Here is a 15247-nt window from a genome sequence, read left to right as displayed (position 1 = left end):
CGCCCACCTACCCCGCACGCCCGAAACATGCGCGGCGGGCGGCCTGGGGTGGTGAGGCGGCCCAGCGGCCCGCGTGGTCAGGCGGCCGGGCGGGCCGCCAGGTACTTCTCGATCCGCTCGCGCTCCCACCACCCGGTGGCGACCACGACGACGTAGCGGCGGCTCACCGTCTCGTCCCGCGCGAGCGTGAACTCCTCGTGGAACGCCCACGACGGGTTCACCGCCGCGAACGGCCCGCTGCGCACGAACCAGTGCGTCTCGGGGCCGGGCCCCTGCTCCGGCACGAACACCAGGGTGGAGGCGCGGTCCACCTCGTCGTGCCACCCGCGGAAGGCCAGCCAAGGCGCCCGCACGCCCATCATCTCCTCGCCGCCGAGAGCGCCGGGGCCGACGACGTCGCCGCCGGTGAACGCCCGAGGCCCCCGCCAGAACAGGCCGCTGTAGCCCGCCAGCGACCGCCCGTGCGTCGTGGGGCTGCCGAAGCTCAGCGGCTCGTCGCGCAGCCCGGTGATCGCCGTGTGCCAGGTCAGCTCCCAGGAGCCCGCGTCAGGGTCGGCCGCGCCGACGGTCAGCTCGCGGCGCTCGCGCACCCACGGCTCGCCGTCGTGGGCCCGCCACGTCAGCGTCCCCGTCAGGCCGTCCTCGCGCACCTCCAGCGTGTCGTGGCGCATGGTGCCGTTGTTGGGCAGGTCCACGTACCCGCGCTCCTCGCGCACGTACGTGCCGCCGCCCCAGAAGTTCTGGCCGGAGACGTGCGAGGCGGTCATCTGCAGGCCCTTGTGCCAGCGGTGGTCGTGCGGCCGGTAACCGGTCACGACGTCGCCGGCGAGCGTGCGCAGCGGGTGCACGTACGGCTTGGGCGCCTCGAACGGCTGCGGGTCGGGCGTGCTGACGTAGCGCATCAGCTCCACGCCGTGCGACTCAAAGCCGATCACTGAGACCTCCGTGCATGCTCGTGTAGAACGGGTCGCCGGGGCCGATCTCCCCGGCCCTGACGGTCTCGCCGGTCAGCGCCGACTTGTACAGCGCGGTGATGAGTTCGAGGGTGCGGCGGGCGTCCTGGCCGCCGGCGTCGGGCCGCCTGCCCTCGCGGAGGTCGGCGAGCAGCGCGCGCAGCTGGAGCAGGTGCGAGCTGGGCCGGTCGTCCGGGGGCGGCCAGGTGATCTCCTGCGCGCCGGGCGCCGGGGTGTACGTCCAGTTCTCGGCCGTGTAGCCGTACAGGTGGGTCAGCTCCAGGGTGGCGCCCGACAGGTCGAGGCGCAGGTGGCTGACCTCGCGCGGCGACAGCACCGAGTTGACGACCGTGGCGAGCGCGCCCGACTCGAACCGGACGAGCGCCGTGGTGACGTCGTCGGTCCGCACGTCCCTGGCGAGCCTGGCCGCCATGGCGCGCACCTCGCGCCACTCGCCGAACAGGTCGAGCAGCAGGTCGAGCTGGTGGATGCCGTGCCCCATCGCGGGGCCTCCGCCCTCGGTCTCCCACCGGCCGCGCCACGGCACCGCGTAGTAGGCGTCGTCCCTGAACCAGGTGGTCTGGCAGTGCGCCACGTACGGCGTGCCGAGCGCGCCGGAGGCGATGCGCTCGCGCACGTACCGCGCGCTCGGGCCGAACCGCTGCTGGAAGACGATCGCGGCGTACGGGCCGCCCTCCGACTCGGCGGCGGTCATGGCGTCGTACTCGGCGAGCGACAGGCAGGGCGGCTTCTCGCACCACACCCACGCCCCCGCCTTGAGCGCGGCGACGGCCTGCGCGCTGTGCAGCGACGGCGGGCTGGCGATGACGACCAGGTCGGGACCGACCTCGGCGAGCATGGCGTCGAGGTCGTCGCCGGCGTACGGGAGGTCCCAGCGGGCGGCGAACGCCTGCGCGGCCTCGGTGGTGACGTCCACGACGGCGACCGCCTCGGCCTCGCCGGCCAGGTCCCTGATCGCGGGCAGGTGGGCGTGTTCGGCGATGCTGCCGCCGCCGACGAGGGCGACGCGAAGGGGGGACGGCACGCGGCCTCCTGTGGGGGAAAGCGCTTACCCGGAGCAACCTACCCGCCGCCCACTGCCCCGGCAAGGGAGGCGGCTCGCCTGACGTCCGCACGGGGGAGGGGCTCCCGGTCGCGCCGAGAGCGTCAGGGAGCCGCGCCGATCGCCTCGGCGATGCGGGCGGACGCCTCCATGATCGGATCGACCAGCCGCGGCAGCTCCCTGGCCCGCCGTGACGCCAGCACGATGCCCAGCGCCGCCACCGGACGCCCGTCCACCAGCACCGGCGCCGCCGCCGAGCAGGAGCCCAGCGTCATCTCCTCGAACGTCGTCGCGTACCCCTGCGCCCGCACCGCCGCCAGCTCCCTGGCCAGGCGGCCCGGCTCGGTCACCGTGTGCCTGGTCGGCCGCTCCAGCTCGCGCGCCAGGTACGCCTTGACGAACCATTCCGTCTCGTGCGCCAGCAGCGCCTTGCCCACCCCCGTCGGGTGCATGGGCAGCCGGGCGCCCGTCCGCGACACGATCGGCACGGCCCGCCTGCCGTACACCTTGTCCACGTACAGCACCTCCATGCCGTCGCGCACCGCGAGGTGGACGTTCTCGCCCGTGCTCGCGAACACCTCCTGCAGCCACGGGTGCGCGAGGTCCTGCAGCCGGCCGGGCGCGAGCTGGCCCAGCTCCCACAGCCGCAGCCCGACCCGCAGCCGCCCGTCCGGCGACCGGCTGAGCGCCTGCCACTCCTCCAGCTCGCCCACCAGCCGGTGCACGGTGCTGAGCGGCACGCCGCTGCGCCTGGCCACCTCGGTGAGCGTGAGCTGCGGATGCGCCGAGTCGAACGCGGCCAGGATCGCCAGCACCTTGGACGTCACCGTCCGCCCCGGCTCGCGGGATCCGCCTGCCACGCGACCTCCTGCGCCGTTCTTCCGCTGGGTGGAAGGCTACGCTCGGCGGAAGAACGCCGCACCCCCCATGCTTCCCTCATGCGAACTCAGGTCGGGATCATCGGGGCCGGGCCCGCGGGCCTGCTCCTGTCCCATGTGCTCCATCTGCGGGGCATCTCGTCGGTCGTGCTGGAGAGACGCAGCCGCGACCACGTCGAGCGGCGCGTCCGCGCCGGCGTGCTGGAGCAGGGCACCGTGGACACCCTCATCGAGGCGGGCGTCGGCGACCGCATGCTGCGCGAGGGGCTGCCGCACCACGGCATCGAGCTGCGGTACGGCGGCGCCGGCCACCGCATCGCCTTCGACGAGCTCGTCCCCGGCCGGTCCATCACCGTCTACGGGCAGCAGGAGGTCGTCAAGGACCTCATCGAGGCGCGCCTCGCCGCGGGCGGCGACATCCGCTTCGACGTCGAGAACGTCGCGCTGCACTCGCTGGAGTCGCAGCCCTACGTCACCTTCGGCGACGGCGAACGGCTCGACTGCGACGTCATCGCCGGGTGCGACGGCTTCCACGGCGTGTCCAGGCCGTCGGTGCCCGAGGGCGTGCTGCGGACGTTCGAGCGGGAGTACCCCTTCGCCTGGCTCGGGGTCCTCGCCGAGGTGACGCCGTCCGCGGAGGAGCTCATCTACGCGAGGAACGAGCGCGGCTTCGCCCTGCACAGCATGCGCTCGCCCACGGTCAGCCGCTTCTACCTGCAGGTCCCGCCCGACGTCGACGCGGACGACTGGCCCGACGAGCGCATCTGGGACGAGCTGCGCGCCCGCCTGGAGACCGTGCCCGGCTTCACCCTGGCCACCGGGCCGATCATCGAGAAGGGCGTCACGCCCATGCGCTCGTTCGTGGTCGAGCCGATGCAGTACGGCCGCCTCTACCTGGCAGGGGACGCCGCCCACATCGTCCCGCCCACCGGCGCCAAGGGGCTGAACCTCGCCGTCGCCGACGTCCGGGTCCTGACCGAGGCGCTCGACGCGTACTTCCGCGACGGCTCCACCGCCCTGCTCGACGGCTACTCCGCCGCCTGCCTGCGGCGGGTCTGGCGCGCCCAGCACTTCTCCTGGTGGATGACGACCCTGCTGCACACCTTCGACGAGGACGACGACTACGGCCGCCGCCTCCAGCTCTCCCACCTCGACTACGTGACCTCGTCCGAGGCCGCGGCGACCACGCTCGCCGAGAACTACGTGGGCCTCCCGTTCGACCTCACCGGGCCTCTGTGAAGGACTGCCATGACCCATCCGCCCTACCTCAGCCCCGGATACCGCAGCACCGTCCTGCGCGCCCCGTCCCAGCCGCCCGTCCCGTTCACCTTCGACCCGGACGCGATCGAGCTGACCAGCCCCGTCTTCGGCCACCACGAGGTCGGGCCGCTCGACGCCGATCTCACCAGGCAGCACGAGGCCGAGCCGATCGGCGAGCGGATCATCGTCACCGGCCGCGTCCTCGACTCCGGCGGGCGTCCCGTGCGCGGCACCCTCGTCGAGCTCTGGCAGGCCAACGCCGCCGGACGCTACGCCCACCAGGGCGACCAGCACCCCGCGCCGCTCGACCCCAACTTCACCGGCGCGGGCCGCTGCCTCACTGACGACGAGGGCCGCTACCGGTTCGTCACGATCAAGCCGGGCGCGTACCCGTGGCGCAACCACCCGAACGCCTGGCGCCCCGCCCACCTGCACTTCTCCGTCTTCGGGACGGCGTTCACGCAGCGGCTCGTCACCCAGATGTACTTCCCCGGCGACCCGCTCATGCCGTTCGACCCGATCCTGCGGTCCATCCCGGACGACGCGGGCAGGCAGCGGCTCGTGTCGTCGTTCGACCTCGACCTGACCGAGCCCGAGTGGGCCCTCGGCTACTCGTTCGACATCGTGCTCGGCCGCACCCCGATGGAGACGCCATGACCAGCCCGTTGCCGCCCACGCCCTCGCAGACGGTCGGGCCGTTCTTCGCCCACGGCCTGCCGTACGAGCAGGACTGGGAGCTGGTGCCCGAAGGTCACCCCGGCGCGATCACCCTGTCCGGGCGGGTGCTCGACGGCGCGGGCGAGCCCGTGCCCGACGCGCTGCTGGAACTGTGGCTCGGCCGCGACGGCGACCGCGGCGCGCTGCGCAGGGGCGAGGGCGGCGTGTCCGGGTTCGGCCGCTGCGCCACCGCGCCGGACGGCTCCTACCGCTTCCGCACCGCCCGGCCCGACGGGCCGTACCTGTCGCTGCAGGTGTTCGCCCGCGGCCTGCTGCGCTCCGTCCTGACCAGGGTCTACCTCAAGGACGTCCCCGACCCGCTGCTCGACGGCCTGGGCCCCGGCCGCAGGTCCACGCTGATCGCCACCGAGCTGGCCGGCGGGTACACCTTCGACGTGAGACTGCAGGGAACGGGGGAGACGGTCTTCCTTGACTTCTGACGGAACCGGTGCCGGGGGCGTGGGAGGCGGCAGCGGCCCCGGCTTCGACGCGGGCCTCGGCGGGGGCTCCGACGGCGGCTTGCTCGCGCCGGTGCGGGCGGGCACCAGGGCGGAGCGCGCCACCTCCGACGCCGCCTGGCTGCGCGCCATGCTGGACGCCGAGGCGGCGCTCGCCCGCGCCCAGGCCCGCCTCGGGCTGATCCCCGCCGAGGACGCCGCCGCCATCGACCGGGCGGCGTCCGCGCTCGTCCTCGACCCGGCCGAGCTGGCCGGACGGGCCAGGGAGACCGCCACGCCCGTCGTGCCGCTCGTGGCGGAGCTGCGCGCGGCCGTGCCCCGCGCCGTCGCCGCGTCGGTGCACCGGGGCGCCACCAGCCAGGACGTCATGGACACCGCCGCGATGCTCGTCGCCAGGCGGACCCTGGACGTCATCGGCGAGGACCTCGCCGCCGCCATGCGGGAGGCGGCGCGGCTCGCCGAGACGCACCGCGGCACCGTCATGGCCGCGCGCACACTCGGGCAGCAGGCGGTGCCCACCACGTTCGGCCTGAAGGCGGCCGGCTGGCTGGCCGGACTGCTGCGGGCCCGCGACCGGCTGCGCGCGCTGCGCCTGCCCGCCCAGCTCGGCGGCGCGGCCGGCACCCTGGCCGCCTTCGCGGAACACGCCACCCGGCGCCACGCCGGAGAACGCTCCGGCGCGCGGGAGAGCCGGGAGCCCGGCGCCGGGCGACGCCCGTGCCCTCCGGAGGGCCGGGAGCCTGGCACGGGGGAGCACTCGGGGGTCGCCACGGCGCTGCGGCTCGTCGCGGCGTACGCGGAGGAACTGGGCCTCCCGGCCCCGGCGGCGCCCTGGCACGCCGAGCGGTCCGCCGTGGCCGAGCTGGGCGCCGCGCTCGCCGAGACCGCCCGCGCCCTCGGCAAACCCGCCACCGACGTGGTCCTGCTCGCCCAGACCGAGGTGGGCGAGGTGGCCGAGTCCACCGCCGGGTCCTCGTCCGCCATGCCGCAGAAGCGCAACCCCGCGCTGTCCGTGCTGGTCCGGGCCGCCGCGCTCCAGGTGCCCGCGTACACGCAGCTGCTCGGGCAGACCGGCGGGCACGAGCGGGCGGCGGGCGCCTGGCAGGCGGAGTGGCTGCCGCTCAGGGAGGCGCTGCGGCTCACCGGGGGAGCCGCGCAGACCACCGCCGAGCTGCTGGCCGGCCTGCGGATCTTCCCCGAACGCATGCGCGCCAACGCCGCGCTCACCGGCGGCCGCCTGCTCGCGGAACGGCTGTCGGCCCACCTGGGGCGCGAGGCGCTGGAGCGGGCGCTCGCGGCCGACGGGCCGCTCGACGTCCCGGCCGGGCTGCTCGAGCCCGAGGCGTACCTGGGGGCCGCGCCCGAACTCGTCGACCGCATCCTCGCCACCTACCGGGAGCAACCGTGAAACTGCACCACCGCGTCGACGGGCCCCAGGACGGGCCGCTGCTCGTGCTCGGACCGTCCCTCGGCACCACCCTGGACGTCTGGCGGCCCCAACTGCCCGCGCTCACCTCCACCTGGCGCGTCCTCAGGTACGACCTGCCCGGCCACGGCGGCTCGGCCCCGGCCGCCGGCTTCACCGTCGAGGACGTCGCCCGCGCCGTGCTCGACCTCGCGGGCGACGCGCCGTTCGCCGCGGGCGGCGTCTCGATCGGCGGCGCCGTCGCCGCCACGGCGGCCGTCCTCGCGCCGGAGCGGGTGCGCACCCTGGTGCTGTGCTGCACCTCCGCCAGGTTCAGCGAGCCGGGACCCTGGCACGAGCGGGCCGCCCAGGTCCGCGCCGAGGGCCTCGCCCCGCTCGCGCCCCTGCTGCGCTCCCGCTGGTTCACGCCGGGCTTCGACGGCCGGTGGGTGACCGACATGCTGGAGCACGTCGACCCCGCCTCGTACGCGGCCTGCTGCGACGCCATCGCCGCGTTCGACCTCACGCCACGGCTCGGGAAGATCGAGGCGGACACCCTGGTGATCGCGGGAGCCGACGACCCGGCCACGCCGGTGGACCACGCGCTCGCCCTGGCGGACGGCATCCCGGGCGCCCGGCTGGAGATCGTGGACGACGCCTCGCACCTGGCGAACGTGGAACGCCCCACCACGGTGACCAAGACCCTCCTCACCCACCTGCGACCGCCGTCCCCGCGTGGCGATCACCCGGGACCGGCGGCGAGCCGCGAGCGGCAGGAGACCGCCCCGGACAGCCACGCGGCCGGCACGCGCACCCGCCGGGAGGTGCTGGGGGACGCCCACGTCGACAGGGCGGTCGCCGCCACCACCGACTTCACCCGCGACTTCCAGGACCTCATCACCCGCTACGCCTGGGACGAGATCTGGAACCGCCCGGGGCTCGACCGGCGCACCCGCAGCTGCGTCACGCTCACCGCCCTCGTGGCCCGCGGGCACATGGAGGAGCTGGCCATGCACGTACGCGCCGCCCTCCGCAACGGCCTGACCAGGGACGAGATCAAGGAGGTGCTCCTCCAGACCGCGGTCTACTGCGGCGTGCCGGCCGCGAACGCCGCCTTCGCCGCAGCCCAACGCACCCTCAAGGACCTGGACCACTGACCCTGAGGGAGCCGACGACCTGTCACCTGGGCATGCACCGGGCGGGGCCGCCCGGCTCGCAGACCGTGACCACTTCCCGGCGCTTTCCCGGCGCCGCCTTCGGTACGGGCGCCTGCCGCGCATGGACCGCCATCGGACACCGGCCTCACGGCGGGCGCGGTGACGCCGGTGGCGCGCCGGCCCGGCCTCGCCCGCCGCCCGCCCACCCCACCGGGGGCCGGCTGCTCCCCTCGGAGAACAGCAACCCGGCATCGGCCGTCCGCCCACCGCGCCAGGGGGCTGGCCGCAGTTTGCGTACTTTATGGTGATTTGGTGGTTTATGAGGATGGATGGTCGGCTTCGCCGCTGCGGTGGCTGATGAGCAACCTGGGGCGGGCCCAGCTCGCCCGCATGGCGTCCGACCCCGGCCTGGTGGCCGCGGTCGACCAGCACGCCGCCGTCGTCCGCGACTCGATCCCGCTCGACCGCGAGACCCTGGGCGACTACCTCCTCGGCTTCCTGGACGAGCTGCGCCACCGCGGCTGGTCCTGCGCCGACCGGCTGGACGAACTGGACGAACTGGAAGAACTGGACGCCCCCGCGCTGCGTCTGACCGCCGTCTGCTGGCTCGCCCGCGAACTCGGCTTCCTGGAGGACGAACTCCCCGCCTGAGCGGCACCCGGCCGTGAACCCGCCACACGAACGAACCGGCCGCCGGGACGGCGCCGAACCATCCCGGCGGCCGGGTGGAGCGTTCCGTCAGTGGAGTGCCGGGCCGGCGCCCTCGGGTGGCATGCCGCCGCCCGGTTCCGGCGAGGACGGCATGCCGCCGCCGGCCGGGGGCGGCGACGCCCCTCCTCCGGGCTCCGGCGGCATCGGCGTCGGCCGCGTCATCCCGCCCATCTGCGTGGGCCCCGCTTGGGGCGGTGCGGTCCGGGTGGGCTCTGTGCCGGTGGGCGGGGTGGCCGCGGCGTGGGCGGGAGCCTGCTCGCCCGCCATCCGCTCGGCGTCCGCGCGCCCCCTCTGGTACGCCTCCGCCCGCGCCCTGGCGTGCGGGGCCTCGGCCTCGATGCGTCCGAGCCAACGCTCCCAGCGCTGCTGCATGGGACGTACGAGCCCGCCGCCCACGCCGATCGCGATGATCGCGCCGAGGGTGGCGAGCACCGTGACGAGCACCGGGGTGGTCACGGTGGTGGCCACGCCGATCTGGTTGAGCGCGGCGATGACGCCGAGCGCCCAGATGAACACCGCGGCGGCGGTGCCCAGCCAGCGGCCGTACGAGAGCCCGCCCAGCGCGCCGTCGACGATGTCCCTGACGGCGCTGGCCACGGCTCCGGCGACCACGATGATCACGATGGCGACGATGGCCTTGGGCAGCCACGACACGACCCCGTCGAGCAGCGCGGAGATCGGGTTCGGCCCGAAGACGCTGAACGCGAGCTGCAAGGTGATCAGCACGATCGCGTAGTAGACGAGCTTGGCCACGAGGCCGCTCGCCTCGTAACGGCTTCGTTCGAGCCAGCGGCGCACACCGCTGCGTTCGACGGCGCGGTCGAAACCGACCCGTTCGAGCACCGTGTCCACGATCTTCTGCAGTCCCTTGGCCACGAGCCATCCGATGATGAGGATGACCACGAATGCGACCAGCTTCGGGATGAATGTCGCTATTGATCGCCAGGCATCGGTGAGGCCCTGGCCTATGTTGATATCCACGCTTTCCTCCCCAGGGGAGCTAATGCAGCCGCGTTACCCGATAAAGCCCCTTTCATGCGCTGACGGCTACCAAAAGCTCATATAGCGGCATAAACGAAAACAGAAGATGAGATAAAGCCCGTCGAGGCCGCTCACCATGGCGACGAGACGGCCGGGAGCGGCAGGGCCCCGGAAGCGAAGGGCCGCGCACCCGGCCGGGAGGACGTCGGCATCACCTGGACGGCGAGGCGAGAGCGGCCGTTATTCGTCGTCGTGCCGCTCGATGAGCTTGGGGACGACGCCCAGGGTGACGCCGCCCGCGGCGCCGCCGCTCAGCAGGGCCGTCGGCCAGGACACCCCGGTGGCCAGGGTGAGCGCGCAGGCGATCGCGGCGGCGAGGGCGGCGATGGTGAGCAGGAGAAGGCCAGGCATGGAGAACATCGGGTTCACTCCTGTGGAAGCGCCGGCGGGTTCATCGGCCGGCGGTCTCGTCGTCGGCCCAGAAGGCGATGAGCTCCTCGGGGCCGAGCTGGTCGATCGGACGGTCGGGGGGCGTCCGCCCCGTGGCCAGCACCCACGTCGCCACCAGCAGGACCAGCAACTGGTCGTCGGGATCCCGCTCGCCGGTGAGGCGCGGTGAGGTGTGCGGGGCGGGGGTGCGGGGCATCGATCTCTCGTCTCCGTCGGGTGCGGCGGCCGGAACGTGATCCACCCTCGGGGAGGCCGCTGACGGCGGCTACCGCCTCACACAGGTCCGGACGATCCGGGACGAGATCGTCCATGCGGCCTGCGGGGCCGCCGGATTCACCCCACTCGTCCTGGCTCGCGGCGGTTCATCCGGACTCTTCCAGCTCTCTCCGGAATGCTCCTGTCTCATCCGGAATCATCCGGACTCGGGAACCGGCGTCAACCGCCGACCAATGCCGGACGAGGCAGGATGTGCGATTTTCCCTAGCTTGCCCCTCGGCGAGTGCCAATATGACTCCCGTCACCAGAAGTTCAAGATCATTCAACTTTCGGCTAGGGGCGATGGCAGAACCACATCGCGTTGCGGCGCCATGCGCCTTCGTCGAACAGCTCAACGAGTTGTACGTACTGGCCGGCTCCCCGACGCTTTCCACCTTGCGCAGGCTTTCGCGGGAGTCGCCCAGAGAGCTGGCGGAGAGCACCACCCACGACATCCTCGCCGGGAAGCGCAAGCGCGTGCCCGAGTGGCCCTGGGTGTACTCCTTCGTGACGGCCTGCGCCACGGCCGCGGGACAGACCGGCCTGGAGGTGGGCGTCGCGGGGGAGGTGCGGGAGTGGCATCGACGATGGCAGTCCGCCCAGCCCACCCTCCAACCCCGCCCCACCTCCCCAACCCCCGCCACCGACACCCCTCCCTCGGCACCACCCACGGGACCGACCACGCCACCCACGGGGCCGACTGCGTCACCGACGGGGCCGACCACGCCACCGACGGGGCCGACTGCGCCGCCCATCGGGCCGAGTGCGGCAAGCACAGCGGTGACGCCCGCGACCAGAGCGACCACAGCGACCACCGTGGGGCCGGTGGCAACGGCGACCTCGCCGGAAACTCCGTCGCCCCTGGCCCCGCCCACGGCCCTGGTTCCCCCCGGAACACCGCCGGCTGCGGCTTTGGACTCGCCCGGTACCCCCTCGGCGATGGGCCCGTCTTCGGCTCCGTTTTCGCCGGAAGCTCCGTCGGCCGCAGCTCGGCACTCGTGTGAAACGCCGCCCGTCCTGGCTCCAGTCTCGTCCGAGAGCTCGGCGGAGGCGGCGTCCTCGCCCGGAGGCCTGCCGCTGGAGGTCGCGCTCGCTCCCGGACGTCCTTCGGCGGGGGAACCGCCCGCTCCTGCCTGGGCGGCGGTGCCCCGGCCTGCCGGTTGGCCGGTCACCGGGCGTACTGCTCCCTGGTTCGTGCCGATGCGGGCGGATCGCCGCCCGCCGTTCACGAACGCGCCGCTGAAGACGCCGCGGCTGAAGACCCCGCTGCTGAAGAACGTCCCGCCCGAGCATTCGGAGCGGACGCTGCGGCTGCTGCAGGTCTACGGCAGGATCGGCACGCGCCTGCTGCACCGCAGCGATCTGCGCGACGGGCGCGACTGCCTGCGCCTGGCCGTCATCGCGCAGCTGCGCGGCTGGTCGCAGGAGGCGCTGCAGTGGCTGCACCGGGCCGGGGAGGCCGGGCAGACGGAGGCCGTCGCGCTGCTGCACGACGCCCGCTGGGAGGAGGCGGCGGTCAGGCTCGCCTACCGCTACGGGCGCGAGTACCTGCGGGCGGAGGCGAGGCGGACGGGCGTCGCGATGTTCTTCTTCCGGCTGGCCGCCGAGAAGGGCCATGCGGAGGCGGCGTACGAGCTGGGTGTGGCCCACCAGAAGAAGGGGGAGGACTGGGAGGCCGCGATCTGGTTCCGCCGGGCGGCGGCCAAGGGCCACCCGAGCGCGGCCACCAAGTTCGGTGGCGCGGCGCAGCAGCTCGCACGGACACCGTGGACCCAGGACGGCGTGCTGCCCCTGGAGGTGATGGACATGGGCGCGGGCTGGGCCCCGCCCGAGGGAGGGCGCCGGGTCGCCGACCCGCGCGCATGACAGCGGACGCTCACCGCGACACCGCTCCGACGCGCCCGGTCCGCCGGATCATGCGGGGGTCGGCCCAGCCGCGGCCCCGGCCCTTGGCCACTGGACGGTGTACGGGTCAGATCGGACGCGGACCCGGCAGCCAGGCCGCCGGGTGGTGCTCTGGGTCAGGTCGGACTGGGCGGCCGCGGTTGGTGCGCCGGGTCAGTCTGGACGTGGATCCGGCGCTTGGGTCGCTGGGTGGTGTTCTGGGTCAGGTTGGACTGGGCGGCCGGGCCGCGGTTGGGGCGCCGGGTCAGCCTGGACGTGGATCCGGTGCTTGGGTCGCTGGGTGGTGTTCCGGGGCAGGTCGGATCGCGGCAAGGTAGCCACCGCAGGGGGTGAGCGTGCCTCGGGCGCCTGCTGCTGTGGGTCGGGACGCCTCGGCGCAGGTGCTGGACGTGCCCGCGGCCCGGCTTCCCTGGATTGTCCGTACAAGGGGGGCCGATTGTGCGGCCTTCGGGGCCGGTCGGTGCCTGGGGACGACGAAGCCCCAGGTCCGCGGCGTGGGCCGGGAGCTGGGGCTTCGTTTGCTGGTGGACGATACTGGGATTGAACCAGTGACCTCTTCCGTGTCAGGGAAGCGCTCTCCCGCTGAGCTAATCGTCCGTATTGAGTTGTCACTCAGAGCGGAAGACGGGATTCGAACCCGCGACCCTCACCTTGGCAAGGTGATGCTCTACCACTGAGCCACTTCCGCATGGCGTTGCACTTACTTTAGCGGATCCTGAAGGGTCCGCGTTCCGCCGAGGTGGAGACGGGATTTGAACCCGTGTAGACGGCTTTGCAGGCCGCTGCCTCGCCTCTCGGCCACTCCACCAGGAGTCGTGCTCCGAGCGGAAGACGGGATTCGAACCCGCGACCCTCACCTTGGCAAGGTGATGCTCTACCACTGAGCCACTTCCGCGTGTACCCCGGTGTCGTGCACCAGGCCACGGGAAAACCATATCGCTTTCCGGGAGTGCCTGTGCGCAGTGCGCGCCCCACCGGGGCGGAAATTCACCGAATCACCCGCACGTCGTCGGCCTTGACGAACATCACCCGGTGCCCCAGCTGGATCTGGTGGTAACGCAGGCGGCCGCGGGTGATGACGTGCCTGGCGGGGTCGAAGGAGTCGGCCGAGATGTGCATCCCGGTGAAGGTGTCGCCGAGCGCGTACAGCTGCCCGGGTGAGATCCGGTACTGCAACGGGACGAGCCGCTCGGGCCTCGTCCCCCGGTACGCCGACCGCTCGGGGTAGGCGCGGCCGTACACCCTGACGTCGCGGCGGATCGGCGTGACCAGGGGGCCTCTGGCGGCCACGGCGCTCGGGTTGGAGGCCGGGTTGTAGAACCAGGCGCGCTGGCCGAGGTACCAGATGGCGGTCCAGTCGCCCTGGCGTCCGGCGACGGCGTAGCGCTGGCCGGTGGAGGCGCGGGCGCTGTGGTCGTACACGCTGTAGGTGGCCGGCCGCCCCCGGTGCTTGCCGCGGTCGGTGACGAGCGGGGCGTCCGGGTTCGGCGCGGTGCGCAGCCACACGGTGGACGCGCCGCGCGGCGCGCACCGGCGGGACGAGTCGGTGGCGGCGCACCCGGTGAAGTACGAGAGGTTGACCGTGTACGCCGGACGGATGATCACCGAGGAGCCGCTCGTGTTCCTCGGGGGCGTGAGCGGGTGGCCCATCAGCTCGAAGTAGTGCGCCCAGTCCCAGTAGGGGCCGGGGTCCTCGTGCATGCCGGCCACGCTCTTGGGCGTGCTGCCGGGCACGTTGTCGTGGCCGAGGATGTGGGCGCGGTCGATCGGGATGTGGTACCTGGCGGCGAGGTACTTCACCAGCGCGGCGGACGAGCGGTACATCGCCTCGGTGTACCAGGTGCCCTTGGCCAGGTAGCCCTCGTGCTCGATGCCGATGGAGCGGCTGTTGACGTCCCAGTTGCCGGAGTGCCAGGCGATGTCCCTGGTCGGGACGTGCTGGGCCACGTGCCCGTCGGCGGAGCGGATCGTGTAGTGCCAGCTCACGTAGCGCGGGTTGCGGACCATCGACGGCACGCCCGCGTAGCCGCCCTCGGTGTCGTGGATGACGATGTAGTCGATGGGTCTGGCCTGGATCATGCGGTCGTGGTTGCCGTAGTCGCGGTTCTTCCTCTTGCCGAAGCGCTCGTACGCGGCGGGCATCCATTCGCAGGAGAGCGTGGCCGGGCACTCGGCGCCCCCGGGGGCGGGCGGCGGCGCGGCCGGGCTGGGAGCGCCGGGGCCCCGCAGCGCGCCGGTGCCCGCCGGTGCCCCCGCGGCCTCGGGGCGCAGGCCGGGCTGGGGGTCGAGCCGTACGGCGAAGCCGTCGTCGGTGACGCGGGAGGCGCCTTCGCGCAGCACGGCGTACACCTGGTCGGCGAAGGCGCGCCCGGCGGCCTGGTCGTCCGCGCCGGAGTAGCGGGCCACGGCGGCGTACCAGTCGGCCGGGTCGGAGCTGGGCGCGGCCTGGTAGGAGGCGAGCAGGGCGGCGCCGGCGCGGATGTTGGCGGCGGGGTCGCGGCGCAGGGTGTCGGGGGTGAGCCCGGCGAGCCGCCCGGCCTGCCGCAGCGTGTCGGCCGGCGCCCGCCGTTCGGCCGACGGCTCGGGGCTGATCTCGGGCAGGGGGCCCATCGGGCGGCTGTCGTCGCCCCTCGCGTCGCCCTGCGGGTGGAGCGGCCCGGCCGGCGCGGCCGCGCGGGCGTCGACGAGGTGCATGGGGCCGTAGCCGCCGGCGACGCTGGGCCTGCCGCCGTTGGCGTCCCAGCGCGACTCCAGGTACGACACCCCCAGCAGGACGCTCTCCGGCACCCCGAACTCCCGTGCGGCGGCGGCGAAGTCGCCCTGCCGGCCGGTCGTGCCCACCGGGCCGGGCGGGGCGAGGGTGCCGGCGGTCAGGGCGGCGACGAGCCAGAGCAGCATGACTTCTCCCCCACGGAGCGACACGATCTGATGACACAGCGTAGCGTTCCCTGGAAAGGGATGTGTCAGACGGGTCGGACGATGCCTATGAGATGCATTGGATGAGCTGCGAACCGGGGCATTCCCTCGGGAGGCTTGGGCAAAGGGGTGGCGCGC

At 73.6% G+C, this 15247-nt stretch carries 14 protein-coding genes and 4 tRNA genes; 7 read left to right on the top strand and 11 right to left on the bottom strand.

The genetic code is table 11. From position 1 onward, the window contains the following. Positions 1–77: 77 nt before the first annotated feature. From BMX74_RS06555 to BMX74_RS06545, 3 genes are all read right to left on the bottom strand, one after another. Complete coding sequence (locus tag BMX74_RS06555) at positions 78–935, bottom strand: DUF6807 domain-containing protein (RefSeq protein WP_218153903.1); 858 nt, start codon at positions 933–935, stop codon at positions 78–80. After that, on the bottom strand, positions 922–1998 hold the full coding sequence (locus BMX74_RS06550; protein WP_055505685.1) for a Gfo/Idh/MocA family protein: 1077 nt from the start codon (positions 1996–1998) through the stop codon (positions 922–924). Before BMX74_RS06550 ends, BMX74_RS06555 begins: the two co-directional genes overlap by 14 nt. 122 nt (positions 1999–2120) lie before the next feature. Next, on the bottom strand, positions 2121–2876 hold the full coding sequence (locus tag BMX74_RS06545; RefSeq protein ID WP_177227262.1) for an IclR family transcriptional regulator: 756 nt from the start codon (positions 2874–2876) through the stop codon (positions 2121–2123). Positions 2877–2954: 78 nt separating this feature from the next. Here BMX74_RS06545 and pobA point away from each other — a divergent pair, with 78 nt between their 5' ends. The 6 genes from pobA to BMX74_RS06515 all read left to right on the top strand — a co-directional run bounded on the left by pobA (position 2955) and on the right by BMX74_RS06515 (position 8542). Continuing rightward, positions 2955–4133: a 4-hydroxybenzoate 3-monooxygenase gene (gene pobA, locus BMX74_RS06540; RefSeq protein WP_091099042.1), complete on the top strand. Its 1179-nt coding sequence runs from the start codon at positions 2955–2957 to the stop codon at positions 4131–4133. 9 nt (positions 4134–4142) lie between these two features. Beyond that, positions 4143–4811, top strand: coding sequence for a protocatechuate 3,4-dioxygenase subunit beta (gene pcaH / locus BMX74_RS06535; protein WP_091099040.1), 669 nt, complete (start codon positions 4143–4145; stop codon positions 4809–4811). Further along, positions 4808–5311, top strand: coding sequence for a dioxygenase family protein (locus BMX74_RS06530; protein ID WP_091099038.1), 504 nt, complete (start codon positions 4808–4810; stop codon positions 5309–5311). The genes pcaH and BMX74_RS06530 overlap by 4 nt, the downstream gene beginning before the upstream one ends. Further along, a complete protein-coding gene (locus tag BMX74_RS06525; RefSeq protein WP_256256803.1) occupies positions 5301–6737 on the top strand; it encodes a lyase family protein in 1437 nt (478 codons plus the stop codon). The genes BMX74_RS06530 and BMX74_RS06525 overlap by 11 nt, the downstream gene beginning before the upstream one ends. After that, positions 6734–7891: a bifunctional 3-oxoadipate enol-lactonase/4-carboxymuconolactone decarboxylase PcaDC gene (gene pcaDC, locus BMX74_RS06520; protein WP_091099036.1), complete on the top strand. Its 1158-nt coding sequence runs from the start codon at positions 6734–6736 to the stop codon at positions 7889–7891. Before BMX74_RS06525 ends, pcaDC begins: the two co-directional genes overlap by 4 nt. 357 nt (positions 7892–8248) lie before the next feature. Beyond that, positions 8249–8542 carry a DUF6401 family natural product biosynthesis protein gene (locus BMX74_RS06515; protein ID WP_091099033.1) on the top strand — a complete coding sequence of 98 codons (294 nt, stop codon included), beginning with the start codon at positions 8249–8251 and terminating at the stop codon, positions 8540–8542. An 87-nt stretch (positions 8543–8629) separates the two neighbouring features. On the opposite strand, the gene BMX74_RS06510 is transcribed toward BMX74_RS06515, so the two are convergent. The 3 genes from BMX74_RS06510 to BMX74_RS06500 form a co-directional block, all read right to left on the bottom strand. Beyond that, on the bottom strand, positions 8630–9583 hold the full coding sequence (locus tag BMX74_RS06510; protein ID WP_269085617.1) for a mechanosensitive ion channel family protein: 954 nt from the start codon (positions 9581–9583) through the stop codon (positions 8630–8632). Positions 9584–9823: 240 nt separating this feature from the next. Continuing rightward, the gene (locus BMX74_RS43875; RefSeq protein WP_176573461.1) at positions 9824–9994 is read right to left on the bottom strand and encodes a hypothetical protein; all 171 of its coding nucleotides are present in this window, start codon (positions 9992–9994) and stop codon (positions 9824–9826) included. Between the two features lie 40 nt (positions 9995–10034). Further along, complete coding sequence (locus BMX74_RS06500) at positions 10035–10229, bottom strand: hypothetical protein (RefSeq protein ID WP_055505676.1); 195 nt, start codon at positions 10227–10229, stop codon at positions 10035–10037. A 1259-nt stretch (positions 10230–11488) separates the two neighbouring features. Here BMX74_RS06500 and BMX74_RS43870 point away from each other — a divergent pair. After that, positions 11489–12154: an SEL1-like repeat protein gene (locus tag BMX74_RS43870; RefSeq protein ID WP_055505674.1), complete on the top strand. Its 666-nt coding sequence runs from the start codon at positions 11489–11491 to the stop codon at positions 12152–12154. A gap of 561 nt (positions 12155–12715) precedes the next feature. Here the strand turns inward: BMX74_RS43870 and BMX74_RS06490 are convergent. The 5 genes from BMX74_RS06490 to BMX74_RS06470 form a co-directional block, all read right to left on the bottom strand. After that, positions 12716–12790 (bottom strand) — tRNA-Val (locus BMX74_RS06490). 19 nt (positions 12791–12809) lie between these two features. Next, positions 12810–12881 (bottom strand) — tRNA-Gly (locus BMX74_RS06485). A gap of 49 nt (positions 12882–12930) precedes the next feature. After that, positions 12931–13001 (bottom strand) — tRNA-Cys (locus BMX74_RS06480). Between the two features lie 15 nt (positions 13002–13016). After that, positions 13017–13088, bottom strand: a tRNA-Gly gene (locus BMX74_RS06475). 92 nt (positions 13089–13180) lie between these two features. Then, on the bottom strand, positions 13181–15091 hold the full coding sequence (locus tag BMX74_RS06470) for a peptidoglycan recognition protein family protein (protein ID WP_091099031.1): 1911 nt from the start codon (positions 15089–15091) through the stop codon (positions 13181–13183). Positions 15092–15247: the final 156 nt, after the last annotated feature.

Source organism: Nonomuraea pusilla, from assembly GCF_900109355.1.
Classification (GTDB): Bacteria; Actinomycetota; Actinomycetes; order Streptosporangiales; family Streptosporangiaceae; genus Nonomuraea; species Nonomuraea pusilla.
This window is presented reverse-complemented; position numbering and strand designations above follow the sequence as displayed.